We start from the raw sequence: 23,367 nt of genomic DNA on the forward strand, positions 1-23,367 counted from the left end.
GTTCGACGCCTTAACCTTAACCCGGCTCTCCGGTACGCTCGCCCTATGGGGTCTGATCATTACTTCACTGCGGCCCCGGCAAGTGCGGAGAACCTGCGAACCATTCGTGTCACGCTCGCAGGTCGCGAACTCGAAGTGACCACCGCTGGTGGCGTCTTCAGCCCCGACCGCGTGGATGCCGGTACCGCAGTTCTTTTCGCCAGCATGCCTCCGCTCCCGCCGAGCGGACACTTTCTCGACCTCGGAAGCGGCTGGGGACCCATCAGCATCACGATGGCGCTCGCCTCCCCGCATGCCACCGTGTGGGCGGTCGATGTGAATGAGCGTGCGCTTGACCTCGTCCGTCGAAATGCCGAAGCTCTCGGCATCACCAATATCAACGCTGTGCTGCCCGATGATGTTCCCGACGACGTCGTCTTCCGCACCATCCGCTCCAACCCGCCGATCAGAGTGGGCAAGAACGTGCTGCACGACATGCTTGAGCGCTGGATCCCCCGACTGGATGAGCGCAGCGACGCCTGGCTCGTCGTGCAGCGCAATCTCGGCGCCGATTCACTCCAGCGCTGGCTCGGAGCCGCCTTCCATCCCGGCTACAGCGTCTTTCGTACCGCGACCGGCAAGGGCTATCGGATCCTCAAGGTGCGAAGGCACGGTACTCCCCCGACTGAGCCGATCACCCTCGCCTGAACACGAACGGGACACCTGCCGGAAGTATCAGGCCTTCACAGTGGTGCGCAGGCTGTAGCGTGCGCCGTGGTGCTCGTCCGGGAGCCTGTCGCCTCGGCCGTGCAGCTTGTGACGCAGAGTCCCGGGCGTGTACTCGCTCTGATAGACGCCACGGCGCTGCAGCTCGGGCACGATGAACTCGACGATGTCCTCGAATGTCCCGGGCGTGATGGCGTACGCGAGGTTGAACCCGTCGACATCGGTCTCTTCCGCCCATTCCTGGAGAAGGTCAGCGACCTCGGGAGGCGAGCCGACAACGCGCGGTCCCAGGCCGCCGATGTTGCCTAGGCGGGCGATGTCGCGCACCTTCCACTCTTTGCCGTCGTCATCCGCTTGCTGGAAATTCGCCACCGTCGACTGGATCGCGTTGCTCTTGACATTGCCGATCGGCTCGTCCAGGTCGTACTGCGACAGGTCGATTCCCATCCATCCCGACATGAACACGAGCGCACCCTCGTCGCTGGCGTATCGGAGATAGTCCTCGTGCTTCGCATGCGCCTTCTCGCTGGTCTCATCGGTGATGATCGTCAGCAGCGTGTAGATCTTCGCGGAGTGACGGTCTCGCCCCGCCTTCTCGAGGGCATCGCGGATGCGCGCGACGACTCCTTTGAGCACCGTCTTGGTGGGGGCGGCGACGAAGATCGCTTCGGCGTTGCCCGCGGCGAAGTCGATGCCGCGCGGCGACGCGCCCGCCTGATAGATGACAGGGGTGCGCTGTGGCGAAGGCTCGGAGATGTGGATGCCTGGCACAGTGAAATGCTCGCCCCGGTGATCGATCTCATGCACCTTGGACGGATCTGTGAAGACGCCGCTCTCGCGGTCTCGGATGACGGCATCGTCTTCCCACGAGCCCTCCCACAGTTTGTAGGTGACTTCGAGGTACTCGTCGGCGACGTCGTAACGCTGATCGTGCTCGAGTTGATCATCGTGCCCCATGTTGCGGGCCGCGGAGGGCAGATAGCCGGTGACGACGTTCCAGCCCACGCGCCCGTCCGTGAGGTGGTCGAGTGTCGACATTCGTCGCGCGAACGGATACGGATGCTCATAGGCCGTCCCGGCTGTCACTCCGAAGCCGAGGTGCTGTGTCACCGCGGCCATCGCGCTGACGAGCAGAACGGGGTCGTTGACCGGCACCTGCGCCCCGTGACGGATGGCGGCTTCGTTGGAGCCGCCATAGACGTCGTAGGTCCCGAGGACATCGGCGATGAACAGGCCGTCGAAGTGTCCACGCTCGAGAAGCCTCGCCAGGTCGGTCCAGTAGCCGATCTCCTTGTATCGCGAAGACTGATCGAGCGGATGGCGCCACATTCCGGACGACTGGTGGGCCACGCAGTTCATGTCGAACGCATTGAAGCGGATCTGCTTGCTCATACGCACCATCGTCAGCCATGGCGTGCGTCGAGCGCTCCTCCGCTGTCATCCGACGACTCATTGGTCGCCGTCACGAATCAGACGAGGTCGATCGTTCCGCTGTAGACGAGGTGCGCCGGCCCCGAGAGCGCAACGTGCTCCCCGTCCTCTGCCGGGAACATCCGCACGCCCAGAGTGCCGCCAGGCACCTCGACGCTCCAGTTGTCCGGTGCACGATCTCCCGCCCAGTAGCGCACGGCGAGAGCAGCGGCAGCGACTCCCGTACCGCAGCTCAGAGTCTCGCCGACACCTCGCTCGAACACGCGCATCCTGACGTGTCCGATACCGTCGCGCACCAGCGGTTCGCCCGGCACGACGAACTCCACATTCGCGCCGTCAGGCAGCTCCGGATCCAACTCGGGGATGTACTCGAGTTCGAGCCCGGCGAGCTCTTCATCCGATGCAAGTGCGACCACGACGTGGGGGTTTCCCACATCGATGCCGAGTCCGGGGCGAGCGACATCGAGCCCGCGAGCCTTCGCCAGGGGGTCGTCTCCGGAAAGGCGCCAGCGTCCGAGATCGACCTGGTAGCCCGTGGCGCTGCGGGTCACGTCCCGCACTCCCGCGCGAGTGCCGATCGGAAGCGTCGTGCCCGGTTCGATGACCGCGAGGCCGGCACCGACCAGATAGTGAGCGAAGACGCGGATGCCGTTGCCGCACATCTCGGCGATCGATCCGTCGGCGTTGCGATAGTCCATGAACCATTCGGCAGCAGGTTCCTCGGCGAGCGATGCCGCTCCCTCAGGGATGGCCGCGGAGCGCACCACGCGAAGGGTTCCATCTGCCCCGATGCCGAAATGCCGGTCGCACAGTACTGCGACCTGCTCGGCGCTGAGATCCAGCTCGCCGTCAGCATCGGCGATGATGACGAAATCGTTGCCGGTGCCATGCCCCTTGGTGAATGCGACCATGCGACCAGTCTAGAGAGAATCCGAGACCGGACAGTTCTCGTTCAGGGCGATCCTCGCGGCATAAGACGCGGACGCTAGGCCTCGTCGGCGACGAGTCGCTTGCCCGTGTTCGACACCTCGAAGCGCTCGTAGCCGAGCTGATCGTAGAACTCGAGCACCGATTCGTTGCCGCGCCGCACCATGAGCTGAACCTTCGGGCAGCCCATCTCGAGAAGCAGGCGCTCTGCTTCAGCGACCAGGCCCCGGCCGATCCCCGAACCGCGGAGCTCCGGCGTCGACGCCAGGTAGTAGAGCCATCCTCTGTGGCCGTCGTAGCCGGCCATCACCGTGCCGACGATACGAGGCAGACCGTCGTGCGCGCCCGGAATCTCGGCGACGATGAACAGCTCCGGCTGCACCTTCAACTTGCGCTCGATGTCCTGATGGGGATCGTTCCACGGGCGCGTCAGTCCGGCGGCGTGCCACAATTCGACGACAGCGTCCGTGTCGCGCCGTTCGAATGCGCGAATCGACCAGGGCGGGTTGCTCTCACTCACTTGACCGAGGCTACCGAAGCGGCCGTTCAGGCACGTACCACGCGATACCGGCCGCACATGAAATCGCGATTGCGTGCCACCTCGAGCAGTTCGAGGTCGAGGGTTCGCGGCAGCAACGGCGCCCCGGAACCGAGCGTGACGGGCGCGAACTGCACCCAGACCTCGTCGAGAAGCCCGGCATCTGCGAACTGGCCCGCAAGATCACCGCCGCCGACCACCCACAGGTCTTTGCCGCCCGCGGCCGCGGCCATCGCCGCATGCACCTCAGCGATAGGCGCGTGAGTCAACGTCACATCTGCGGCGGCGGGAATCAGCAGATCCCGGTGAGTGAACACCCATGTCGGCTGGGCGTATCCCCAGCGCCCTTCCTCGTGTTCGAGAACCCATTCATAGGTCGAGGCGCCCATCGCCAGGGCTCCGATCGTCTTCTCGAACTGCTGATACGCCATCGGCCCCTCAGCATCGACATCCTGTTTCAACAACCAGTCGAGTGAGTGCTCCTGCGTCGCGATGAACCCGTCGAGACTGGATGCGGTGAAGAAATGCGTGCTCATGATTCCATGATGGCGGCGGCCACCGACATCCGTCAGGTCAGTTCAGCGGGAACGATTCCTGGCGTGACCCAGGTGAGGCCCGGGTAGCGTTTGAACCACGACACCTGGCGACGGGCATAGCGGCGAGTGAGCGACTGCGTCGCGGCGATCGCCTCCGCTTCCGTCATCTCGCCATTCAACTGCGCGAGCGCTTGTGCGTAGCCGATCGCGCGACGTGCCGTGACGCCCTGCTCCAACCCGTGCTGACGCAGTTGCTGCACTTCATCCAGCATCCCGTTCGCCCACATCGACACGACGCGTCTGTCGAGTCGCTCCACGAGGTCCGATCTGTCGACGTGCACGCCGAGGATGCGCGTGAGTGGATGCCAGAGTTCAGGAGCGTCCGGCAAAGCGGCACCGTGCGTCTTCTCGCCCTGTTCGAGCACCTCCAGTGCGCGGACGACACGGCGCCCGTTCTTCGGATCGATTCGCGCAGCGGTTGCGGCGTCCGCCTCCGAGAGACGTGCGAACAATGCAGCGGCACCGTGCGTCTCCAGCTCGCGTTCAAGGCGCTCCCGCACCTCCGCGTCCCGCGGCGGAAAGCGGAAATCGAAGATGACGCTCGAGATGTAGAGGCCGGATCCGCCCACGAGGATCGCGTCGCCACCGCGCGAGTGGATGTCGTCGACAGCGGCGCGCGCAAGCGGCTGATACCAGGCCACCGCGGCCTCCTCCGTGACGTCTCGCACGTCGAACAGATGATGTGGGATACCTCGCCGGTCCCCTGTGGGCAGTTTGGCAGTGCCGATATCCATGCCGCGGTACAGCTGCATGGCGTCGGCGTTGACGATCTCCGCCGGATTGCCTGCGCGCCTGAGGTTGTCGGCGACCTCGAGCGCGAGATCGCTCTTGCCTGTTCCCGTCGCGCCGACGATGACCCAGAGGCGGGGCCCTTCAGCCGACTCAGGAACCGGCTGCGATTCAGACACCGACGCGTAGCGTGGGAAGCCCGAGCGACACGGCGCGCGGCGCGCCGTCGCCCGCGCCCGGCGTCGGAACGCCGCACGAATCCGCCTGAGCGCGATCCCAGGCGTGGCCGCCGCGCGTGCGGCGGATGCGCAACGGCGAGCCGGTCGGGTCATCGGCGAGGAGGTGGAACGGGGCGCCGTGCGTGATCTTCACTGTCACGACGTCGCCGGGACGAGGGATGTCCGATCCCTCTGTGACTTCGAAGTGCACGAGGCGGTTGTCTTCTGCACGGCCGGTGAGACGGTGCGTCTCGGCATCTTTCTTGCCCTCGCCCACAGAGACGAGCACCTCGACCTCACGGCCGACCTGCTTCTGGTTCTCCTCGAGCGAGATGCGTTCTTGAAGAGCGAGCAGCCGGTTGTACCGCTCCTGCACCACGTCCTTGGGGACCTGATCTGCCATGGTTGCGGCAGGGGTGCCCTCACGGATCGAGTACTGGAAGGTGAAGGCGTTCGCGAAGCGCGCCTGCTCGACGACGCGCATAGTGTCTTCGAAGTCTTCGTCGGTCTCGCCGGGGAAGCCGACGATGATGTCGGTCGAGATCGCCGCATACGGCATGCGCTCACGAACTCGATCGAGGATGCCGAGGAACTTCGAGCTCCGATAGGAGCGACGCATCGCCTTGAGCACGCGATCGCTGCCCGATTGGAGCGGCATGTGCAGCTGAGGCATGACGGACGGCGTGTCCGCCATGGCGTCGATGACGTCGTCGGTGAATGCGGCCGGGTGAGGGCTGGTGAAGCGGATGCGTTCGAGCCCCTTGATCTCACCCGCGGCGCGCAGCAACTTGCTGAAGGCTTGACGATCGCCGAACTCGACGCCATAGGAGTTCACGTTCTGGCCGAGCAGAGTGACCTCGATCGCCCCGTCTTCCACGAGCAACCGGATCTCGTTCAGGATGTCACCCGGGCGGCGATCCTTCTCTTTACCGCGCAGGCTCGGCACGATGCAGAACGTGCAGGTGTTGTTGCAACCGACCGAGATCGACACCCAGCCGCTGTGAGCGGAATCGCGCTTGGTCGGCAGCGTCGAGGGAAACACCTCGAGGGATTCGAGGATCTCGAGCTCGGCGTCACCGTTGTGGCGTGCGCGTTCGAGAAGCCCTGGCAGCGAACCCATGTTGTGAGTGCCGAAGACCACGTCGACCCAGGGTGCCTTGTCGAGCACTGCGTCCTTGTCCATCTGGGCGAGGCACCCGCCTACCGCGATCTGCATGCCGTCTTTTCGACGCTTGACGGACGCGAGGTGCCCGAGAGTGCCGTAGAGCTTGCCTGCAGCATTGTCACGAACTGCGCAGGTGTTGATGATGACGACGTCCGCCTCTGCGGCGGGTTCGGCGCGCACATACCCGGCACTCTCCAGCGACCCGGACAGACGTTCGGAGTCGTGCACATTCATCTGACACCCGAAGGTGCGCACCTCGTAAGTCCGCTGACGTCCGTCGACGTCGACGGCCGCCGACGAGGCTCGGATGATCGTCGGTTCGCTGCTCAGGATAGTCATGGTGAAACCATTCTACGAGCGATCGCGACGAGTCAGTCCGAGTCGACGAACCGCACTCCGCTGGTCGGCTTTCCCGATGACGCCTCTGTCAGCGCCGTCCGCGCTGCGTTCATCGCCACGGAGCCGCCGTAGCCGCGTCGTGCGACCTGGCCCATGAGCCGGCGCAGTGCTGTGTCGAAGTCCAGACGCGTCATCGAGCGTGCCTTGGTCCTCGCGAACTCCAGAGCGCGTTCCGCGTCGTCGTCCGGCAGATCGCCGAGCGCGGTCTCGATGACGTCACGGGGGATGCCGCGCTGCGCCAGAGCGCGCGACAGCGCCACGCGCCCCTGCCCTTTGCGCTCGATTCCCGAGATCACCAGTTGCTCCGCGAGGATCGCGTCATCGAGGTAACCCCTCCGGCAGAAGTCGTCGATCACATCGTCGATCTGCGAGCGATCCAGGTCGTGTCCACGTAGCACCAGTCGCGCCTCGGAGATCGACAGAGATCGAGCCCGCAGCTTGCGGACAAGAGATTCTTCACCGGCCACGCGGATCTGGTCCGGGTCGCGGACGGGCTCGCGTTCGTCGTCGTTCTCATCGTCAGAGCGCACCGCTCGCAGCCGGGTCGGTGTCTTGTCGAGACCGGGCGGCGTCTCCGCTGATTCCGAATCCATGGATTCGATCGTCGAGAGAGCCGGCTCAGTGCGATCTCGCTCCGACTGCGCTGCTTCGCGCGGCGCGGGCAACGCCGACGCAGGCGTGAGTTTGCCGCCGAAGAGTGGAATCACGGGGGCGAGGCGTGCCTCGCCCCCGTCAGCGACAGTCATCAGGCCGGACGACGCTCTGCGAGCTCGTCTGCAGCCTCAGGAGCCGCATCGGCCACTGCACCGCCGATGCCGAGCTTCTGCTTGATCTTGGTCTCGATCTCCAGCGCGATGTCGGCGTTCTTGATGAGGAAGGAGCGTGCGTTCTCCTTGCCCTGCCCCAGCTGATCGCCATCGTAGGTGTACCAGGAGCCTGACTTCTTCACGAGGCCGTGCTCCACGCCGAAATCGATCAGGCTGCCCTCTCGCGAGATGCCCGTTCCGTAAAGGATGTCGAACTCCGCCTGCTTGAAAGGAGGAGCCATCTTGTTCTTGACGACCTTGACCCTGGTGCGGTTACCCACCGCCTCAGTGCCGTCCTTCATCGTCTCGATGCGGCGGATGTCGAGGCGGACCGAGGCGTAGAACTTCAGAGCCTTTCCACCGGCGGTGGTCTCGGGCGAGCCGAAGAACACACCGATCTTCTCGCGCAGCTGGTTGATGAAGATCATGGTGGTGTTGGTCTGGTTCAGTCCACCGGTGAGCTTGCGAAGCGCCTGAGACATCAGACGCGCCTGCAGGCCCACGTGCGAATCGCCCATCTCGCCCTCGATCTCGGCGCGAGGAACCAATGCCGCGACCGAGTCGATGACGATGAGATCGATGGCACCGGAGCGCACGAGCATGTCGGCGATCTCGAGAGCCTGCTCACCAGTGTCGGGCTGAGAGACCAGGAGAGCGTCGATGTCGACGCCGAGCTTCTTGGCGTATTCGGGGTCGAGAGCGTGCTCTGCGTCGACGAACGCGGCGATGCCGCCGGCTCGCTGCGCGTTCGCGATCGCGTGCAGTGTCAGGGTCGTCTTACCCGAGGACTCCGGGCCGTAGATCTCCACGATGCGGCCACGCGGCAGGCCGCCGACGCCGAGAGCGACATCAAGGGCGATGGAGCCGGTGGGGATGACGGCGACCGGTGCACGCTCATCGCTGCCCAGTCGCATGACTGAGCCCTTTCCGAACTGACGATCGATCTGGGCGAGAGCCGATTCGAGGGACTTCTCGCGGTCTGCGACTGATGGCATGTCGTGCTCCTATTGTTCGCGTGGTGCCGCCTGTAGGCTGTCGCGGCCACCCCGGGTGGGGTGAACTCTCCGACAAGGCGTATGGCTTTTCGGCCTGTCATCACCGTATGAGCGGCCTCCGACATTGCATCGGCTGCCCCACGAACCGGGGATGACTTCACCTCGAAACCACTTGTGCAGAACGTTACGCGCACTTCGAACACATCTTCGACGACACGCCGATCGGATGCAGCGCCGACACGATCAGAAGAACGAGCGTCGTCGTGTGAGGTCAGCGCCTGCGTGGCTCCAGCCGGCCGACGCCGTAGCGTCGTTCGGGCGGGACATCGGTCTCGGCGCAGAGCGCCAACCAGATCTCGCGTGGCGCGAGCCCTGCTTCCAGCGCCTCGGCTGCGGTCCGGTTTCCGAGCGCGTCGAGGACAAGGTCCGTCGTCAGCGCGGACGCACGTGCGCCGAACTCGAGATCGACCGCGCGAAGGAACTCGCTACGTCGCATTGAAGAGGTCTACCTGATCGTCGAGGATCAGTGCAGCGAAAGCTCGGGCTCGATCGACGCCACAAGGTCGTCCGGGACGACATCAGGGAAGACCTGGATGCCCTCGAGCACGGAGATGCGATCTCCTACCTCGCGCATGATCATGGAGATGGGCACGTCGAGTGCTTCGGCAACCGACGCGAGGATCTCGCTCGATGCTTCCTTCTGACCTCGCTCGACTTCGCTGAGATATCCGAGCGCCACAGAAGCCTTGCCCGCTACCTGCCGGAGGGTACGCCCCTTCTGCAGACGGAAGTCCCTCAGCACATCGCCGATTTCCTGTCGTACAAGAATCATCGGAACCTCCTCTCCATTCCCCTCATCGGAGTCTCCCCCGAACGGATCGCCAGTCTAACGCGACTTGCTGATGAAAAAACTACTGTTTCACGCTGTGCTTTGGGTGTGAGCACATCATTCTTCGGCACATCAATGATAACGATCTGTCTGCACGAGCTATTCCCGCATCGCCTGAAGCAGCGCCTCGATCGCAGCATCGACCGTCTGCTCCCTGATCGATGCGCGATCGCCCTGGAACAGGAAAGCGAATGATCGAACCCCCGATGGTGTGGAGACACCTATGTGCACGGTTCCGACGGCGTGCCCGTCGGGGGAATCCGGCCCGGCGACACCTGTGGTCGAGAGTCCGACGTCCGCCTGTCTGCCGTCGATCGCAACCGTTGCGCGCACACCCGTCGCCATCTGCTCGGCGACGGAAGGGTGCACAGGTCCGTGCTCGTCCAGAAGCGCGGCGTCCACCCCGAGCAATGACTCTTTCACCGGTGTCGCATATGCGACCACGCCACCACGCAGCGTGGCCGAGGCGCCGGGCACTGAGACGATCTCCGCCATGAGAGCGCCGCCTGTGAGTGATTCTGCAACGCCGAGCGACCATCCGCGCGCGGTCAGCGCGACGACAAGCTCCTCGGCCCGGCTCACGATCGGCCGGCACGCGCCCCGCGCACCTGGGACAGCACATAGTCGATGCCGCTGATGACAGTGAGCGCGAGAGCCGCGTACATCAACACGATCCCGACGCCGATCCACCAGTCCATACCGATCAGCTGGTGCAGCGGCAGCAGCCACCAGCCGAGCGCGACACCCTGCACGACCGTCTTGAGCTTGCCGAGCCATGCGGCCGCGACGATGTGGCTGCTCGCGACGATGAAGCGGTGAATCGTGATGCCCCACTCGCGGACAAGGATGATGATGACGATCCACCAAGGCCATTCGGCCAGAATCGCCAGGCCGACGAAGCCCGCCCCGGTGAGCAGCTTGTCCGCGATCGGGTCCCAGAGCTTTCCGAAGTCGCTGACGATGTCGTACTTGCGCGCGAGATATCCGTCGACCCAGTCGGTGGAGATGGCCAGGATGAACAGGGCACCGGCGACCCACCGGATCACGAGGTCGTCGAGTCCGTACGTCCCGCCCACAAGCAGCAGGACGAAGAAGACGACGGCGATCGGAATCCGGGCGATCGTGATGGCGTTCGGCAGTTGCCGGGGAATCGCCATCAGTCGCGCCCCGTCAAGCCCCAGGCGTCTTCGTCGCCCTCGTCCGCTTCGACCACCGGCAACCCGCGGAACTGGTCTTCGACGGGGTCGTGAGCCGGTACGGGGTTCGCTGCAGCCGCCGAAGGCGCAGGCGCAGCGCCTGGCGGGTCATCGCCACGCAGCTTGGCCATCACCGCAGGCAGCTGCTCTGCCGTGACGAGCACGTCTCGAGCCTTCGATCCCTCGGACGGCCCGACGATCTCGCGCGATTCGAGCAGGTCCATGAGACGTCCGGCCTTGGCGAAGCCGACTCTCAGCTTGCGCTGCAGCATCGAGGTCGACCCGAACTGCGACGAGACGACGAGCTCGGCAGCCGCGAGCAGCACCTCGAGGTCGTCGCCGATGTCTTCGTCGACTTCCTTCTTCTTGGTCGGCTCCAGCGCCTCCTGCACGTCAGCGCGGTACTCGGGCCGAGCCTGCGCGGTGACGTGCTTCACCACTGCGTCGATCTCGCTCTCCTCGACCCACGCCCCCTGTAGTCGGAACGGCTTGGACGAGCCCATCGGTGAGAAGAGCGCGTCACCCTGACCGATCAGCTTGTCAGCGCCTGGACTGTCGAGGATCACGCGGCTGTCGGTGACGCTGGTGACGGCGAAGGCGAGGCGTGAGGGCACGTTGGCCTTGATGAGACCGGTGACGACGTCGACGCTCGGTCGCTGGGTCGCCAGCACGAGATGGATGCCGGAAGCGCGGGCGAGCTGCGTGATGCGCACGATCGAGTCCTCGACGTCGCGAGGCGCGACCATCATGAGGTCGGCGAGCTCGTCGACGACCACCAGCAGGTACGGGTAGGGCTTGAGCACGCGTTCGCTGCCGACGGGGACCTCGACCTCACCGGCGCGCACCGCCTTGTTGAAGTCATCGATGTGACGGAAGCCGAACGACGCCAGATCGTCGTACCTCATGTCCATCTCCTTCACCACCCATTGGAGGGCCTCTGCGGCCTTCTTCGGGTTGGTGATGATGGGCGTGATCAGGTGCGGGACTCCCGCGTAGCTCGTGAGCTCGACGCGCTTCGGGTCGATGAGCACCATACGCACGTCGGACGGACGCGCCCGCATCAGCAGGCTGGTGATCATCGAGTTCACGAAGCTCGACTTACCGGAGCCTGTGGAACCGGCGACCAGGAGGTGCGGCATCTTCGCGAGGTTCGCGACGACGAAGTTACCGCCGACATCCTTGCCGACGCCGACGGTCAACGGGTGGGTGCTCTTGTGCGCCGCCGCCGAACGGATGACGTCGCCGAGGGCGACCGTCTCACGGTCGGTGTTCGGGATCTCGATGCCGATCGCGCTCTTGCCGGGGATGGGCGAAAGGATGCGCACGTCGTTCGACGCCACCGCATACGCGATGTTGTTGCTCAGCTGAGTGATCTTCTCGACCTTGACGCCGTGGCCGACCTCGACCTCGTACTGCGTGACCGTCGGTCCGCGAGAGAATCCCGTCACCTTGGCGTCGATCTTGAACTGCGAGAGCACGCTCGTGATCTGTTCGACGATCTTGTCGTTGGCTTCCGAGCGCGCCACCGATGGCGGCCCGGCGCTGAGCACACCCGGCGACGGCAGCGAATACGGCGTACTCGGCGCCTGCAGCCCACGATCTCCCGGACCGTCTGTGCCGAAACCGGAAAGGCCGGGCAGTTCTGGCTGCTCCCCCGTGTCACCGGAATCGTCGAGCAGGGCTGTGCTGCCCTGCGTGCCGAGCTTCTCCATGACGCCCTGCACATCGGTCAGGATCTCGGTCGCAGCATCCGTGGGATCTGCGACGATGACCGCTTGGTCGTACGCGGTGTTGTCGACCGGAAGGTTCTCGCTCGGCGACAGCAGCTCGGTGAGATCCTGCGAACCGATCCCCTCGTCAGGATCCTCTTCACGTCCCGTCTTGTTACGCCGCCACCAGGGAAGCACATTCGGGTCATCGTCTTCGTCGAACGACCCCTCCGCCTTATCGCTTGTGCTCTTGTCGTCGGCGGCAGGCTTCTCGACCCGCTCGGCACCGAACATCCAGGCGTACAGGTCTCCCAGCCTGGCCCCGATGCGATTCGGCGGCGTCTTCGTGATGATGAGGATGCTGAGCGCAGCCAGCACCCCGAGCACGATGTAGGCGACGATCTCCGTGAGATACGAAAGCGGCTCCCCCAGCATCCAGCCGAAAAGCCCACCGGCTGCGCTGAGCGCCGGCATACCGGCCTTCGGCTCCGGCTGTCCACCCGCCAAGTGGCAGATGCCGGCGATCGCGAGCACGAACAGTCCGAAGCCGATCCCGATGCGGCCGTTGTCATGCACGGAGGACGGGTGGCGGAACAGCCAGCCCGCGAGAATCAGCAGCAGCACCGGCATGAGGAACGCGGTTCGACCGATCATCAGCCCCACCGAGTACGCGCTGATGTTCTGCGCGATCTCGTTGCCGATGAAGAACCATTCCGTGACGGCGCCGAGGCATGCGAGCAGCACCAGCAGCAGAGGGAAGCCGTCTCGACGCTGGTCTTTCTCCAGTGACTCCGGCCCGAAAGCGCGGAAGAGCCCCCCGACGCCGTGTGCCAGGCCCACCCAGGCGCGCACGGCGACCGGGGGCTTGTCGATCTCGTCGATGTACTTCTTCGGAGTCGCGGGCAGCTTCTTCGTGGGGGCCGTCTGCGCCTTCGAGCGCGCGGGGGTCTTCTCGGACGCGCGCGAGGTCTTGGTGGTGCTCCTGGCCATGTCGAAAGCCTACGGCGACGTGGGGACATCGCCCGTAATGACGCGGCTTTCGGCCTTATTGAGGCTACGCCTCGATGACGAGCGGGACGATCATCGGACGCCGGCGAAGCTTCTGATTCACCCAACGCCCGATCGTACGGCGGACCACCTGCGAGAGCGCGTGCGTATCGCGCACGCCGTTGCCCGAGGCCTCCTTCAGCGCCGCCACGATCTTCGGGACCACGTCGTCGAACACCGAGTCGTCCTCGGCGATACCTCTGGCGTGGATCTCCGGCCCTGTGATGATGCGTCCGGTCGCGGCATCCACCACGATGATGATCGAGACGAATCCCTCTTCACCGAGGATCCGGCGGTCCTTGAGATCAGCATCGGTGATCTCTCCCACAGTGGAGCCGTCGACATACACGAAACCGATGTCGAGCTGGCCGGCGATGTGCACCTGGCCGTCCTTGAGGTCGATGATCGTCCCGTTGGAGGCGAGGATCGTGTTCGCTTCGGGTATGCCGGTGTCCTGCGCGAGCTTGGCGTTCGCCACGAGGTGGCGATACTCGCCATGCACCGGCAGCACGTTCTTCGGCCGCAGGATGTTGTAGCAGTAGATCAGCTCTCCTGCGGCGGCGTGGCCGGAGACGTGCACCTTCGCGTTGGCCTTGTGCACGACATTGGCGCCGAGCTTGGTCAGTCCGTCGATCACGCGGTAGACAGCGTTCTCGTTTCCAGGGATGAGGCTGGACGCGAGGATCACCGTGTCTCCCTCGCCCACCTCGATCGCGTGGTCGAGATTGGCCATGCGACTGAGCACGGCCATGGGCTCACCCTGCGAGCCGGTGGACATGTAGACGATCTTCTCGTCGGGGAGATCCCTGGCCTTCTTGTAGTCGATCAGCACGTTCTCGGGAACCTTGAGGTAGCCGAGATCGGCGGCGATCGTCATGTTGCGCACCATGCTGCGACCCAGCAGTGCGACGCGACGGCCGTTCGCATGCGCAGCATCCAGAACCTGCTGAACGCGATGCACGTGGCTGGAGAAGCTGGCCACAATGACCCGCCGCGGCGCCTTCGCGATCACCTGGTCCAGCACAGGGCCGATCGAGCGCTCGGTGGGCGTGAAACCGGGCACATCGGCGTTCGTGGAGTCGACGAGGAACAGATCCACGCCCTCCTCGCCGAGGCGCGAGAACGCGCGGAGGTCGGTGATGCGACCGTCCAGCGGCAACTGGTCCATCTTGAAGTCGCCGGTCGCGAGCGCCATTCCGGCCGGCGTGCGGATGGCGACGGCCAGAGCGTCGGGGATGGAGTGGTTCACCGCGACGAACTCGAGATCGAACGGGCCGACCTTCTCCTGCTGGCCTTCCTTGACGGTGAGCGTGTACGGCCTGATCCGGTGCTCCTTGAGCTTCGCCTCGACCAGCGCGAGCGTGAGACCGGAGCCGATGAGCGGGATGTCGCCCTTCAGACGAAGCAGATAAGGCACCGCACCGATGTGGTCCTCGTGGCCGTGGGTGAGCATGACTCCGACGATGTCGTCGAGGCGATCCTTGATCGGCTCGAAGTCGGGAAGGATCAGATCGACACCTGGCTGGTGCTCTTCAGGGAAGAGCACGCCGCAGTCGACGATCAGGATCTTGCCGTCGTACTCGAAGGTCGTCATGTTGCGACCGATCTCGCCGAGACCGCCCAGTGGGATGACGCGGAGCGCACCTTCAGCGAGCGGTGCGGGTGCGGAGATGGGAATGGACATTGATGTCTCCTCAGTCGGACACTCGTCGTGCCCGTTCGTGCTTATGGGCGCGCGGCGCGCCCGTCGTCTCAGCGCGTCGTGCCATGCACCTTCGGCAGCGCGCCGCCCGCGGCCGCGTTGCGGTCGGGACGGAAGTTCGAGAAATCGGCGCCAGGCACATCGGTGACGAGTGCGAGCTCGTCTTCGATGAGCGCGGCTTCCCACTCCTCCGGCCCCACCAGGGGCAGGCGGACGCGGGGGCTGGAGATGCGGCCGAGGCCGTGCAGGATGTACTTCGCCGACACCGTGCCAGGCACATGGGTCATGGTGGCTCGCACCAGTGGCTCCAGGCGCTTGTGCTCTTCGGTCGCAGCCGCGAGATCTCCTCGGTTCACCGCATCGACGATCGTGCGATACGGGGTGGCCGTGATGTTCGCGGTCACACCGATGAGGCCCGTGGCGCCGATCGCGAGGTGCGGCAGGGCGTTCGCGTCGTCACCGGAGAAGTACATCAGATCTGTCTGATTCAGCACTCGACTGACCTCGCTGAAGTCTCCCTTGGCGTCCTTTACGGCGAGGATGTTGGGGTGCTTCGCGAGGCGCAGGATCGTCTCGTACTTGATCGGCACACCGGTGCGACCGGGGATGTCGTAGAGGATCACAGGCAGGTCAGTGGCGTCTGCGACGAGACGGAAGTGCGTCAGGATGCCGGCCTGAGTCGGCTTGTTGTAGTACGGCGTGACGATCATGATGCCGTCAGCGCCGGCCTTCTCGCTCGCTTTGTAGAGCTCGATGGCGTGGGCGGTCTCGTTCGAGCCGCCGCCGGTGATGATCTTCGCGCGGCCGGCTGCGACGGACTTGCCGACCTCGACGAGCTTGAGCTTCTCAGGGTCTGTGAGGGTCGAGGTCTCGCCGGTCGTTCCCGTCACGACGATGCCGTCAGCACCTGCGGTGATGACGTCATCCATGTGCTTCTCGACGGCGGGCCAGTCGACTTCGCCGTCGGCCGTCATCGGAGTGACGAGCGCGACGAGGACCTGTCCGAAAGGATTGCCCGAATGCGTCATTGTTCCAGCGTATCGGTTCACGCTTGCGCTCATAACGCTTCCGATGCGTCAGCTCAGACTCTTCCCCGTCTGGCTGCTCGGGCAGTCAGCGACGACGGGAGGATGTTCGTGAGACCGACGACGAGCTTGTAACGCAGCGACGGGACCGACACGGCCCTGCCTCGAGCGGCGTCGCGAAGTCCTTCGCGGACGACATCCTTCGCCTGCAGCCAGCCGACCGCGGGAATCCCCTCGTGCCCCGGTTCCAGGCCCATGCGCTCGTGGAACGTCGTGTGGGTGAATCCCGGGCACAGCGCCATCACGGTGACACCGTCGCGAGCGTACTCCTCGTTCGCCCACCGGCTGAAGCCGATGAGCCACTGCTTGCATGCGGAGTATGTGGAACGCGAGATGAATCCCGCCACCGAGGCGACGTTGATGATGCGTCCGCCGCGGCCGCGCATCACGCCGAGCGCTGCGTGCATGAGTCGCATGGGAACCTCGACATGAAGGCGCAGGTGCCGCACTTCATCGTCGATGTCGTTGTCGGCGAAGCGCAGCGGCAGCCCGAAACCTGCGTTGTTGACCAGCAGGTCGATCGGGTGGTCAGTCGCGGCGATCCTGGCCACGACACGGTCGACGTCGTCCTCGATCAGGAGGTCTGCCGACAACACCTCGGCTGAGATGCCATACGAATCGCGCAGTTCGACGGCGAGCGTCTCGAGCGCCTCCTGGGAGCGCGCCACCAGAACGAGATCCGCGCCGCGCGCCGCGAGCTGATGGGCGAACTCAGCGCCGAGTCCGGCGCTGGCACCCGTGACCAGCGCGACGGGCATCAGCGCTCGTATCCGAGAAAGCGGAACCGGATCCCGGTGCGAGAGGTCTGCCACTGCCCCTCATCGACGAGTCGCCATCCCTCTTTGGACGGCGCGTAGGCGTCACCTTCGACCTCCAGGTCGAGCTCTGTGACTTCCAGCCGGTCAGCGTGGCCGATCACCTGGGCGAAGATCTCCGCGCCCCCGATGATCCAGACCTTCTGGAGGCCACGCACTGCATCAGCGACGTCCGCGGCCCGACGAGCGCCGTCAGCTGTCCAGTCCTGCTGGCGCGTGATGACGATGTTCTCGCGGTCGGGCAGCGGACGGAAGCGCTCAGGCAGTGAATCCCAGGTCTTGCGGCCCATCACGACGGGCGCGGACAGGGTGGTCTTCTTGAAATGCGCAAGATCTTCGGGCACGTGCCATGGCATCCCGCCCGACGCGCCGATGACTCCGCCCGCCGCCTCGGCCCAGATCAATCCGACCCATGGCAGTTCGAGAGGTACGGCGTTCATACCGCCACCGCCGCTCGGATCGGAGGGTGGTGCTGATAGTCCTCGACCACGAAGTCGGAGAAGTCGTAGTCGAGTATCGATTCGGGCTTGCGTGCGAAACGGAGCGTCGGGTACGGGTACGGGTACGGGGCACGGCTCAACTGCTCTCGCACCTGCTCGACGTGATTGTCGTAGACGTGGCAGTCCCCGCCGGTCCAGACGAAGTCTCCCGGCTCCAATCCGACCTGCTGCGCGATCATCATGGTCAGCAGTGCATAGCTGGCGATGTTGAACGGCACGCCGAGGAACATGTCAGCGCTGCGCTGATACAGCTGGCATGACAGCTTGCCATCGGCGACGTAGAACTGGAACAGGGCATGGCACGGAGCCAGAGCCATGTCGGGGATGTCGGCGGGATTCCAGGCGGAGACGATGAGGCGCCGCGAATCAGGGGTAGCCCTGATCTGTTCGATCACCTGGGCGAGCTGGTCGATGTGACCGCCGTCCGGCGTCGGCCACGATCGCCACTGCACACCGTAGACGGGGCCGAGGTCTCCGTCGGCGTCTGCCCACTCGTCCCAGATCGAGACGCCGTTCTCCTGCAGCCACTTCACGTTCGATTCTCCGCGCAGGAACCAGAGCAGCTCATACGCGATCGACTTGAAGTGCACGCGCTTGGTCGTGATCAGCGGGAATCCCTTCGACAGATCGAAGCGGATCTGACGACCGAACACACTGGTCGTGCCGGTGCCGGTGCGATCATCCTTATGAGTGCCGGACTCCAGCACATCACGGAGCAGGTCTTCATACGGCGTCGGGACGGCTGCACTCATGCCTGCCACGATACCCGGCTCTCCGACATCGCAGGCGGATGCCGCGGCGACGAGCACCCGTCATCATCCGTCATATCCGCCACCGTCGTCGCCGCGCGACATATTCTCGGGGAATGACCGTATCCGCCGCGCTCGCGATCACCGGCGCCGTCGTCGCGCTCGCGATCGTGTGCGGTTTCATCGTGCGCGCACAGGACGGCCGCAGGCGCACCGGAGGACATCTCCAGGTTCGATCAGAGGATCTCGCCGGACAGCCACTGGCGACCACAGCCACGCTGGTGCAGTTCAGCACTGAGCTGTGCGCGCGCTGTCCGCAGGTACGGCGTCTGCTCGGCCAGATCGCCGATCAGCACGCCGGGATCGAGCATGTCGAGATCGATCTGACGAACCGCAGTGACCTCGCCACGCGCTATCACGTTCTGCAGACGCCGACGACCTTCCTCGTCGACGCATCCGGAATGGTCCTGTCCCGCTGGGGCGGGGTCGCGCGCCGGAGTGCGATCGAAGACGCGCTCGCATCCGTTCTCACCCTTCACCCTCAGGAGCAGAAGTGACAGAACCCGTCGGCATCGATCCGCGAGGACCACGCTTCGCCGCCACGATCACGACCGTGCTCCTGCTCATCGCACTGATCCTGAGCCTCGTCGGGGCGCTCCCGGCCGCAACCGTCTCGCAGCGCGTCCTCGATCCTGGATTCCTGCTGCTCCTCATCATCGCGCTGTTGTTCCTGTGGGGTGTGCTCTCGCCACGCACGGCCCCATGGGGCGTGCTCTTCCGACGCGTCATCCGACCGCGCCTCGCTCCCCCGACGGAGCTCGAGGATCCGCGCCCGCCGCGCTTCGCCCAGGGCGTCGGCCTGTTCGTGGTCGTGATCGGGCTCGTGCTGCATCTTGTCGGCGTGCCTTTCGCGCTCCCCATCGCTGCAGGAGCCGCCTTCATCGCTGCGTTCCTCAACGCCGCGTTCGACTTCTGCCTCGGCTGCCAGATCTACCTGCTTCTCCAGCGCGCGGGAATCGTGGGGAGGTCGGCCGCCGCCTGAGCGCTGGTTCCCCGTGGGGCTGCTGGTCGATAGGCTGGCGGCACACTCTCCCACGATCCTTGGAGGAACCATGCCAGTCACAAGCGAAGCGACCACCACCTGGAACGGTTCCCTGATGGAGGGCTCGGGCAATGTCGCCTTCTCCTCGTCGAACCTCGGCACGTTCCCCATCAATTGGAAGGCGCGCAGCGAAGGCTCCGACACGACCACCACGCCGGAAGAGCTCATCGCCGCCGCGCACTCTTCGTGCTTCAGCATGGCGCTCTCCAACGCCCTGGCCGACAACGGCACCCCTCCGGAGCGCGTGAACACCACGGCGTCGGTGACCTTCAAGCCGGGGGCCGGCATCACCGGAAGTCATCTGAACGTGAATGCGACGGTTCCCGGTCTCACCCAGGAGCAGTTCCAGGAGATCGCCGAAGGAGCGAAGACGGGCTGCCCGGTGTCTCAGGCGCTGGCCGGTATCGAGATCACGCTCGAGGCGACACTCGCCTGAGCCGCATCCTGTCGCGAGGACTCATTCCCTCTGCTTGGACAGTCTGATCGCCGCACGGATGCTCGCACGGGCATCCTTGCGGCGGCCAGCGGCATCCTGAACCACACCGAGGCGATAACGCGCGCGCCAGTCGTCCGCGGCCGCATCGGCCTCGGACGTGTAACGCTGGATCAGCGGTTCCGCGTCTGCCTTCGCCAGGCGACCGCTCGGTGTCAGCTCGGTCTCTGCCGCCGGCATACCGCCTTCAGAATCGAGCTTCGTGCCGAGCTTCTCCGCCTGCACGCCGAACTGGATCTCACGCACGAGCGCCCAGACGCCTATGAGCGGCAGCACGATCAGCGCTATGCCCATGGCTATTCCGACCGGTTCACCGCTCGCGATGAACAGAATCGCCTTCTGCCCCATGAGCACGAAATACAGGATCAGCGCCGCCCCGATGAGAGCGACGCCGACGCGTGTCATCATGCTCGCGCCCTGATCCCGATATCCATCATGTTCTCGAGCCCGACGACGACGCCACGGGCTTCGAGCGCGAACGGCACAGCGAGGCGGATGCCCGGTGCGTAGGCGGCGGCCGACTCCACCGTGTCGTGAGTGAGTGTGAGTGACTCGCCGGGCCCGGAGAGGATGACATCCTGTCGCGCGATGACGCCTGGTCGGCGCAGCGAATGGATCGGCACGCTCCCGACCTGCTGCCCCCGCGCGCGCTGGTCCGCGTGCGGGGCGTTGACCGGGCCCTGCTCCGCGCGCGCGGCCGCGATGAGTTCTGCAGTGCGCACCGCTGTGCCACTCGGTGAATCGGTCTTGGTGTCCCGGTGCGCCTCGATGATCTCCACCGACGAGAAGAACGGCGCGGCAGCGGCGGCCAGTGCAGAGCCCAGAACTGAGCCGAGCGAGAAGTTCGGAATGAAGACCGCCCCTGTCTCGGCCGCCTCGACCAACGGACGAACCAGCGCGATGCGCTCGGCCGACCATCCCGACGTGCCTACCAGGATGTTGATGCCCCTCTCGACCGCCGCACGCACGACGTCGACGCTGACCTGAGGCGTCGACGCGTCGACCACCAGATCCGCTCCGTCGAGCTCTGAGAGGTCGCTTGACGAAGTGAGGACTCGAACGACTTCGAAGCCGTCGAGCTCGTCGATCACCTGCCCGATGATCGTCCCGAGCTTTCCCGTTCCACCGACGAGTGCCACCTTCTTGGTCATGCATCCAGTCTATTGAGCGGCCGGTTGAGCCAGTGACAGGCAAGCCCGGCGCGGCGGGTAGCGTTGAGAGCATGCTCGAGTTGCGCCCGTCCTCCCCCGCGACCCCTGAATCCCACGCGATCCTCGCCGAGTACTTCGCTCTGCGCGCCGAGGAGTTCCCCGGGGGCACTTACACCACGTCATTCCCCGACCCGAAGGCGTTCGAGAGCCCGGCCGGTGTGTTCCTGCTCGCCGGTCCGGAGGGCGCACCGGTCGGCTGCGGCGGCATCCGGCGCCTCGAAGACGGCGATGCCGGCATCCGCTATGAGGTCAAGCACCTGTTCCTCAAGCCTGTGACGCGCGGCCAAGGCTGGGGACGCGCGATCCTCGAGGAACTCGAGAGACGCGCTCGCGGCTGGAACGCTGCCGAGCTCGTGTTGGACACGCACCACACGCTCGAAGCTGCGGGGGCGCTCTATGCGCGCAGCGGTTTCGAGCAGATCGCCGCATACAACGACAACAAGAACGCGACGCGCTGGTATCGAAAGGTGCTCTGAGCAGCCCCTCGGCTCAGACAGGCATCGGGTCGGGCAGTCCTGTGCGCAGCTCGACTGGCAGGTGCGCGAGGTCGTTGTGCGTGAGCAGGGTCCACGGACGCCCCTGCTTCTGCGCGATGATGCTGAGCCCGCCGTTCGCCTGGTTCATGGTCATCCACCGCCATGCAGGCGCACCGAGCACTTCGCGGATGAACCATGAGATGACGAAATTATGGGTGATGAGAACCTCGTGCACGTCGCCCTGCTTTCGGACGAGGAACTCGTTGACTGCATCCGCCATCTGAGCGCTGCCCGCCTCGATCTCGGCATCCGTCACCGATCCGAAGAACGGCTCATATGCGGCGGGGGTCTCCTCGGTCATGCCGGTCGGCACGCAGTCGAACAGCAGCGCAGACGGCTTCGGGCTCACGGCCGGCAGCCGCTCGGAGATCGTACGAGCCGTCTCCGTCGCGCGGATCAGCGGAGAGTGCCACACCGCGTCCAGCGGAAGTCCGGAGAGCCTGTCGGCGATCAACTCCGCCTGGCGCACGCCGCGCGGCGAGAGAGGTCCATCGTCGAGTCCGTGCTCCGCGTCCTGCTGTTCACCGTGTCTGACCAGGTAGAGGTAATGCGTCAAGGCCCACTCGCTTCTTCGTCGTCGGCTTTCGCCCAGGCGTCCTTCCACCCTATGTCACGCCTGTGACACGCGGTCATCGGCCGAGGTGAATCAGTTCCCTGCCCGGGTGAGGTCGGCGATCTGCGTGCGCGACAGCGTGATGCCTGCACCCTGCATGAGCTCCTCGACGTGCTGCGTCGCGAACGTGTTCACGATGGGAGCGGCGATCGTCCGCTGCGCGAGCAGCCAGGCGATCGATACGGCCGCGACCGGCGCGGAGATCTCGGTCGCCACCTGATCGAGGGCGCGAAGGATCCGGATGCCGCGGCGATTCAGGTGTCCTCGCAACTGCTCCCCGCGCACGCCCTGGGACATCAGTGCCTTGCTGCGGTGCCGACCGGAGAGGAAGCCGTGCTCAAGAGCGTGAGAGGGAGTGACGGCCAGTCCCTGCGCCCCGGCGACCAGGCGCAGGTCGCCTTCGAAGGTCTGGCGACGGATCAGGTTGTACGGCTCGTCGAGCACTTCGATGCGCGGGTAGCCCGCAGCCGCGAGGATCCTCGCCTCCACGAGTCGTTCAGGGGCGAAGCCGAATGCGCCGACAGCGTGGATCTTCCCCGCGTCGCGCAGCCATTCGACCGTGGCGAGCGTGTCCTCCAGGTTCGTCCCCTGATCGAGCGTCGCGTCGAGGTACAGCACTTCGATCCGCTCCACGCCGAGCCGGGTGAGTGAGCCCTCGACGGCCCGAACGAGGTTGATCGAACCCAGTCCTGGGTTGTCGGCATGCGACCCGATGCGCACGCTCAGCACCGTACGGTCTCGATGGCCGCGCGAGCGCAGCCACTGTCCGATGATGTGCTCGCTCCGGCCGCCCGAGAAGCCGTCTGCGGTGTGGATCGCGTTGCCGCCGAACTCCACGTAGCGGTCGAGGATCGCATGGCTGGTCTCGAGGTCGACGTTCCAACCGAACTCAGCGGCACCCAGCATGAGGGGGAAGGTGTCCAGCCCCGTCTCGCCGAGCGGTACCCGAATACTTTCGCCCACTCCCGGACCGACCACGGGGATCGGTGCTGACGGATGCACGAGCGGTTGCTCTTGCGCGCTCGCCTGCTGATCGGCAGCGCCTGCGCTGAACAATCGCATCCTCATCCACCCCCGCACATGTCCTGCAGCAACGTCCTGCGTGATCTGTATGCACCCCCCGGTGCGTATTTCGAGAGTAAGCGACGTCGGCGACAACTCTGACCATTGGCGGTAACACCCGGCGAACTTTGCATAACGTTTCGATCACA

Annotated in this window: 27 protein-coding genes; 5 read left to right on the top strand and 22 right to left on the bottom strand. The window is 65.2% G+C overall.

Features of this window, described 5'->3' with window-relative positions; genetic code table 11:
• Window positions 1–45: 45 nt before the first annotated feature.
• Entirely contained in the window at window positions 46–687 is a 642-nt protein-coding gene (locus tag ACP7AR_RS05600; RefSeq protein ID WP_426183592.1) for a class I SAM-dependent methyltransferase, read from the top strand.
• Window positions 688–714: 27 nt separating this feature from the next.
• Here ACP7AR_RS05600 and ACP7AR_RS05605 read toward each other — a convergent pair whose 3' ends face one another.
• From ACP7AR_RS05605 to ACP7AR_RS05690, 18 genes are all read right to left on the bottom strand, one after another.
• On the bottom strand, window positions 715–2,097 hold the full coding sequence (locus tag ACP7AR_RS05605; protein WP_426183594.1) for an LLM class flavin-dependent oxidoreductase: 1,383 nt from the start codon (window positions 2,095–2,097) through the stop codon (window positions 715–717).
• Between the two features lie 77 nt (window positions 2,098–2,174).
• A complete protein-coding gene (gene dapF / locus ACP7AR_RS05610; RefSeq protein ID WP_426183596.1) occupies window positions 2,175–3,047 on the bottom strand; it encodes a diaminopimelate epimerase in 873 nt (290 codons plus the stop codon).
• Window positions 3,048–3,121: 74 nt separating this feature from the next.
• Window positions 3,122–3,583 (bottom strand): GNAT family acetyltransferase, encoded by a 462-nt coding sequence (locus tag ACP7AR_RS05615; protein WP_426183598.1) that lies wholly within the window; start codon window positions 3,581–3,583, stop codon window positions 3,122–3,124.
• A 26-nt stretch (window positions 3,584–3,609) separates the two neighbouring features.
• Window positions 3,610–4,137, bottom strand: coding sequence for a dihydrofolate reductase family protein (locus ACP7AR_RS05620; protein ID WP_426183600.1), 528 nt, complete (start codon window positions 4,135–4,137; stop codon window positions 3,610–3,612).
• Window positions 4,138–4,169: 32 nt separating this feature from the next.
• On the bottom strand, window positions 4,170–5,105 hold the full coding sequence (miaA, locus tag ACP7AR_RS05625; protein ID WP_426183602.1) for a tRNA (adenosine(37)-N6)-dimethylallyltransferase MiaA: 936 nt from the start codon (window positions 5,103–5,105) through the stop codon (window positions 4,170–4,172).
• The gene (gene miaB / locus ACP7AR_RS05630; protein WP_426183604.1) at window positions 5,098–6,648 is read right to left on the bottom strand and encodes a tRNA (N6-isopentenyl adenosine(37)-C2)-methylthiotransferase MiaB; all 1,551 of its coding nucleotides are present in this window, start codon (window positions 6,646–6,648) and stop codon (window positions 5,098–5,100) included. The genes miaA and miaB overlap by 8 nt, the downstream gene beginning before the upstream one ends.
• 32 nt (window positions 6,649–6,680) lie before the next feature.
• The gene (locus ACP7AR_RS05635; RefSeq protein ID WP_426183606.1) at window positions 6,681–7,454 is read right to left on the bottom strand and encodes a regulatory protein RecX; all 774 of its coding nucleotides are present in this window, start codon (window positions 7,452–7,454) and stop codon (window positions 6,681–6,683) included.
• Window positions 7,454–8,509 carry a recombinase RecA gene (recA, locus tag ACP7AR_RS05640; protein WP_426183608.1) on the bottom strand — a complete coding sequence of 352 codons (1,056 nt, stop codon included), beginning with the start codon at window positions 8,507–8,509 and terminating at the stop codon, window positions 7,454–7,456. The genes ACP7AR_RS05635 and recA overlap by 1 nt, the downstream gene beginning before the upstream one ends.
• Before the next feature lie 271 nt (window positions 8,510–8,780).
• A complete protein-coding gene (locus tag ACP7AR_RS05645; RefSeq protein WP_426183610.1) occupies window positions 8,781–9,005 on the bottom strand; it encodes a DUF3046 domain-containing protein in 225 nt (74 codons plus the stop codon).
• A gap of 27 nt (window positions 9,006–9,032) precedes the next feature.
• Window positions 9,033–9,341 (bottom strand): helix-turn-helix domain-containing protein, encoded by a 309-nt coding sequence (locus ACP7AR_RS05650; RefSeq protein WP_259061669.1) that lies wholly within the window; start codon window positions 9,339–9,341, stop codon window positions 9,033–9,035.
• 156 nt (window positions 9,342–9,497) lie between these two features.
• On the bottom strand, window positions 9,498–9,980 hold the full coding sequence (locus ACP7AR_RS05655) for a CinA family protein (RefSeq protein ID WP_426183613.1): 483 nt from the start codon (window positions 9,978–9,980) through the stop codon (window positions 9,498–9,500).
• Window positions 9,977–10,555: a CDP-diacylglycerol--glycerol-3-phosphate 3-phosphatidyltransferase gene (pgsA, locus tag ACP7AR_RS05660; protein WP_426183615.1), complete on the bottom strand. Its 579-nt coding sequence runs from the start codon at window positions 10,553–10,555 to the stop codon at window positions 9,977–9,979. The genes ACP7AR_RS05655 and pgsA overlap by 4 nt, the downstream gene beginning before the upstream one ends.
• Window positions 10,555–13,293: a DNA translocase FtsK gene (locus tag ACP7AR_RS05665; RefSeq protein WP_426183616.1), complete on the bottom strand. Its 2,739-nt coding sequence runs from the start codon at window positions 13,291–13,293 to the stop codon at window positions 10,555–10,557. Before ACP7AR_RS05665 ends, pgsA begins: the two co-directional genes overlap by 1 nt.
• Window positions 13,294–13,357: 64 nt before the next feature.
• Window positions 13,358–15,034 (bottom strand): ribonuclease J, encoded by a 1,677-nt coding sequence (locus ACP7AR_RS05670; protein WP_426183618.1) that lies wholly within the window; start codon window positions 15,032–15,034, stop codon window positions 13,358–13,360.
• A gap of 68 nt (window positions 15,035–15,102) precedes the next feature.
• Window positions 15,103–16,080, bottom strand: coding sequence for a 4-hydroxy-tetrahydrodipicolinate synthase (gene dapA, locus ACP7AR_RS05675; protein WP_426183620.1), 978 nt, complete (start codon window positions 16,078–16,080; stop codon window positions 15,103–15,105).
• Between the two features lie 53 nt (window positions 16,081–16,133).
• Window positions 16,134–16,895 carry an SDR family NAD(P)-dependent oxidoreductase gene (locus ACP7AR_RS05680; protein ID WP_426183623.1) on the bottom strand — a complete coding sequence of 254 codons (762 nt, stop codon included), beginning with the start codon at window positions 16,893–16,895 and terminating at the stop codon, window positions 16,134–16,136.
• On the bottom strand, window positions 16,895–17,371 hold the full coding sequence (locus ACP7AR_RS05685; protein WP_426187655.1) for a dihydrofolate reductase: 477 nt from the start codon (window positions 17,369–17,371) through the stop codon (window positions 16,895–16,897). Before ACP7AR_RS05685 ends, ACP7AR_RS05680 begins: the two co-directional genes overlap by 1 nt.
• A gap of 17 nt (window positions 17,372–17,388) precedes the next feature.
• Window positions 17,389–18,204 (bottom strand): thymidylate synthase, encoded by an 816-nt coding sequence (locus ACP7AR_RS05690; protein WP_426183625.1) that lies wholly within the window; start codon window positions 18,202–18,204, stop codon window positions 17,389–17,391.
• A gap of 113 nt (window positions 18,205–18,317) precedes the next feature.
• On the opposite strand from ACP7AR_RS05690, the gene ACP7AR_RS05695 reads away from it, so the two are divergent.
• The 3 genes from ACP7AR_RS05695 (at window position 18,318) to ACP7AR_RS05705 (ending at window position 19,739) form a co-directional block, all read left to right on the top strand.
• Window positions 18,318–18,758: a TlpA family protein disulfide reductase gene (locus ACP7AR_RS05695; RefSeq protein WP_426183627.1), complete on the top strand. Its 441-nt coding sequence runs from the start codon at window positions 18,318–18,320 to the stop codon at window positions 18,756–18,758.
• Window positions 18,755–19,243 (top strand): DUF4395 domain-containing protein, encoded by a 489-nt coding sequence (locus ACP7AR_RS05700; protein WP_426183629.1) that lies wholly within the window; start codon window positions 18,755–18,757, stop codon window positions 19,241–19,243. The genes ACP7AR_RS05695 and ACP7AR_RS05700 overlap by 4 nt, the downstream gene beginning before the upstream one ends.
• A 70-nt stretch (window positions 19,244–19,313) precedes the next feature.
• Window positions 19,314–19,739, top strand: a complete 426-nt coding sequence (locus ACP7AR_RS05705; protein ID WP_426183631.1) for an OsmC family peroxiredoxin — start codon at window positions 19,314–19,316, stop codon at window positions 19,737–19,739.
• A 21-nt stretch (window positions 19,740–19,760) separates the two neighbouring features.
• Here ACP7AR_RS05705 and ACP7AR_RS05710 read toward each other — a convergent pair whose 3' ends face one another.
• Together ACP7AR_RS05710 and dapB are read right to left on the bottom strand one after the other, a co-directional pair.
• A complete protein-coding gene (locus ACP7AR_RS05710) occupies window positions 19,761–20,204 on the bottom strand; it encodes a hypothetical protein (protein WP_426183632.1) in 444 nt (147 codons plus the stop codon).
• A complete protein-coding gene (gene dapB / locus ACP7AR_RS05715) occupies window positions 20,201–20,947 on the bottom strand; it encodes a 4-hydroxy-tetrahydrodipicolinate reductase (RefSeq protein WP_426183634.1) in 747 nt (248 codons plus the stop codon). The genes ACP7AR_RS05710 and dapB overlap by 4 nt, the downstream gene beginning before the upstream one ends.
• A 71-nt stretch (window positions 20,948–21,018) precedes the next feature.
• On the opposite strand from dapB, the gene ACP7AR_RS05720 reads away from it, so the two are divergent.
• Window positions 21,019–21,483, top strand: coding sequence for a GNAT family N-acetyltransferase (locus ACP7AR_RS05720; protein WP_426183636.1), 465 nt, complete (start codon window positions 21,019–21,021; stop codon window positions 21,481–21,483).
• Window positions 21,484–21,496: 13 nt separating this feature from the next.
• On the opposite strand, the gene ACP7AR_RS05725 is transcribed toward ACP7AR_RS05720, so the two are convergent.
• Window positions 21,497–22,099, bottom strand: a complete 603-nt coding sequence (locus tag ACP7AR_RS05725; protein WP_426183638.1) for a histidine phosphatase family protein — start codon at window positions 22,097–22,099, stop codon at window positions 21,497–21,499.
• 90 nt (window positions 22,100–22,189) lie between these two features.
• A complete protein-coding gene (locus tag ACP7AR_RS05730) occupies window positions 22,190–23,218 on the bottom strand; it encodes an aldo/keto reductase (RefSeq protein ID WP_426183640.1) in 1,029 nt (342 codons plus the stop codon).
• Window positions 23,219–23,367 lie beyond the last annotated feature (149 nt).

The sequence above is a fragment of the Microbacterium sp. TWP3-1-2b2 genome, from assembly GCF_049896145.1.
Classification (GTDB): Bacteria; Actinomycetota; Actinomycetes; order Actinomycetales; family Microbacteriaceae; genus Microbacterium.

What these genes read in the sequence shown, in the direction of transcription:
- ACP7AR_RS05600 (WP_426183592.1), top strand. Translation starts at nt 46, where the DNA reads ATGGGGTCTGATCATTACTTCACTGCGGCCCCGGCAAGTGCGGAGAAC.
- ACP7AR_RS05605 (WP_426183594.1), bottom strand. Translation starts at nt 2,097, where the DNA reads ATGAGCAAGCAGATCCGCTTCAATGCGTTCGACATGAACTGCGTGGCC.
- dapF (WP_426183596.1), bottom strand. Translation starts at nt 3,047, where the DNA reads ATGGTCGCATTCACCAAGGGGCATGGCACCGGCAACGATTTCGTCATC.
- ACP7AR_RS05620 (WP_426183600.1), bottom strand. Translation starts at nt 4,137, where the DNA reads ATGAGCACGCATTTCTTCACCGCATCCAGTCTCGACGGGTTCATCGCG.
- miaB (WP_426183604.1), bottom strand. Translation starts at nt 6,648, where the DNA reads ATGACTATCCTGAGCAGCGAACCGACGATCATCCGAGCCTCGTCGGCG.
- ACP7AR_RS05635 (WP_426183606.1), bottom strand. Translation starts at nt 7,454, where the DNA reads ATGACTGTCGCTGACGGGGGCGAGGCACGCCTCGCCCCCGTGATTCCA.
- recA (WP_426183608.1), bottom strand. Translation starts at nt 8,509, where the DNA reads ATGCCATCAGTCGCAGACCGCGAGAAGTCCCTCGAATCGGCTCTCGCC.
- ACP7AR_RS05645 (WP_426183610.1), bottom strand. Translation starts at nt 9,005, where the DNA reads ATGCGACGTAGCGAGTTCCTTCGCGCGGTCGATCTCGAGTTCGGCGCA.
- ACP7AR_RS05650 (WP_259061669.1), bottom strand. Translation starts at nt 9,341, where the DNA reads ATGATTCTTGTACGACAGGAAATCGGCGATGTGCTGAGGGACTTCCGT.
- pgsA (WP_426183615.1), bottom strand. Translation starts at nt 10,555, where the DNA reads ATGGCGATTCCCCGGCAACTGCCGAACGCCATCACGATCGCCCGGATT.
- ACP7AR_RS05665 (WP_426183616.1), bottom strand. Translation starts at nt 13,293, where the DNA reads ATGGCCAGGAGCACCACCAAGACCTCGCGCGCGTCCGAGAAGACCCCC.
- ACP7AR_RS05670 (WP_426183618.1), bottom strand. Translation starts at nt 15,034, where the DNA reads ATGTCCATTCCCATCTCCGCACCCGCACCGCTCGCTGAAGGTGCGCTC.
- dapA (WP_426183620.1), bottom strand. Translation starts at nt 16,080, where the DNA reads ATGACGCATTCGGGCAATCCTTTCGGACAGGTCCTCGTCGCGCTCGTC.
- ACP7AR_RS05680 (WP_426183623.1), bottom strand. Translation starts at nt 16,895, where the DNA reads ATGCCCGTCGCGCTGGTCACGGGTGCCAGCGCCGGACTCGGCGCTGAG.
- ACP7AR_RS05690 (WP_426183625.1), bottom strand. Translation starts at nt 18,204, where the DNA reads ATGAGTGCAGCCGTCCCGACGCCGTATGAAGACCTGCTCCGTGATGTG.
- ACP7AR_RS05695 (WP_426183627.1), top strand. Translation starts at nt 18,318, where the DNA reads ATGACCGTATCCGCCGCGCTCGCGATCACCGGCGCCGTCGTCGCGCTC.
- ACP7AR_RS05705 (WP_426183631.1), top strand. Translation starts at nt 19,314, where the DNA reads ATGCCAGTCACAAGCGAAGCGACCACCACCTGGAACGGTTCCCTGATG.
- ACP7AR_RS05710 (WP_426183632.1), bottom strand. Translation starts at nt 20,204, where the DNA reads ATGATGACACGCGTCGGCGTCGCTCTCATCGGGGCGGCGCTGATCCTG.
- dapB (WP_426183634.1), bottom strand. Translation starts at nt 20,947, where the DNA reads ATGACCAAGAAGGTGGCACTCGTCGGTGGAACGGGAAAGCTCGGGACG.
- ACP7AR_RS05720 (WP_426183636.1), top strand. Translation starts at nt 21,019, where the DNA reads ATGCTCGAGTTGCGCCCGTCCTCCCCCGCGACCCCTGAATCCCACGCG.
- ACP7AR_RS05730 (WP_426183640.1), bottom strand. Translation starts at nt 23,218, where the DNA reads ATGCGATTGTTCAGCGCAGGCGCTGCCGATCAGCAGGCGAGCGCGCAA.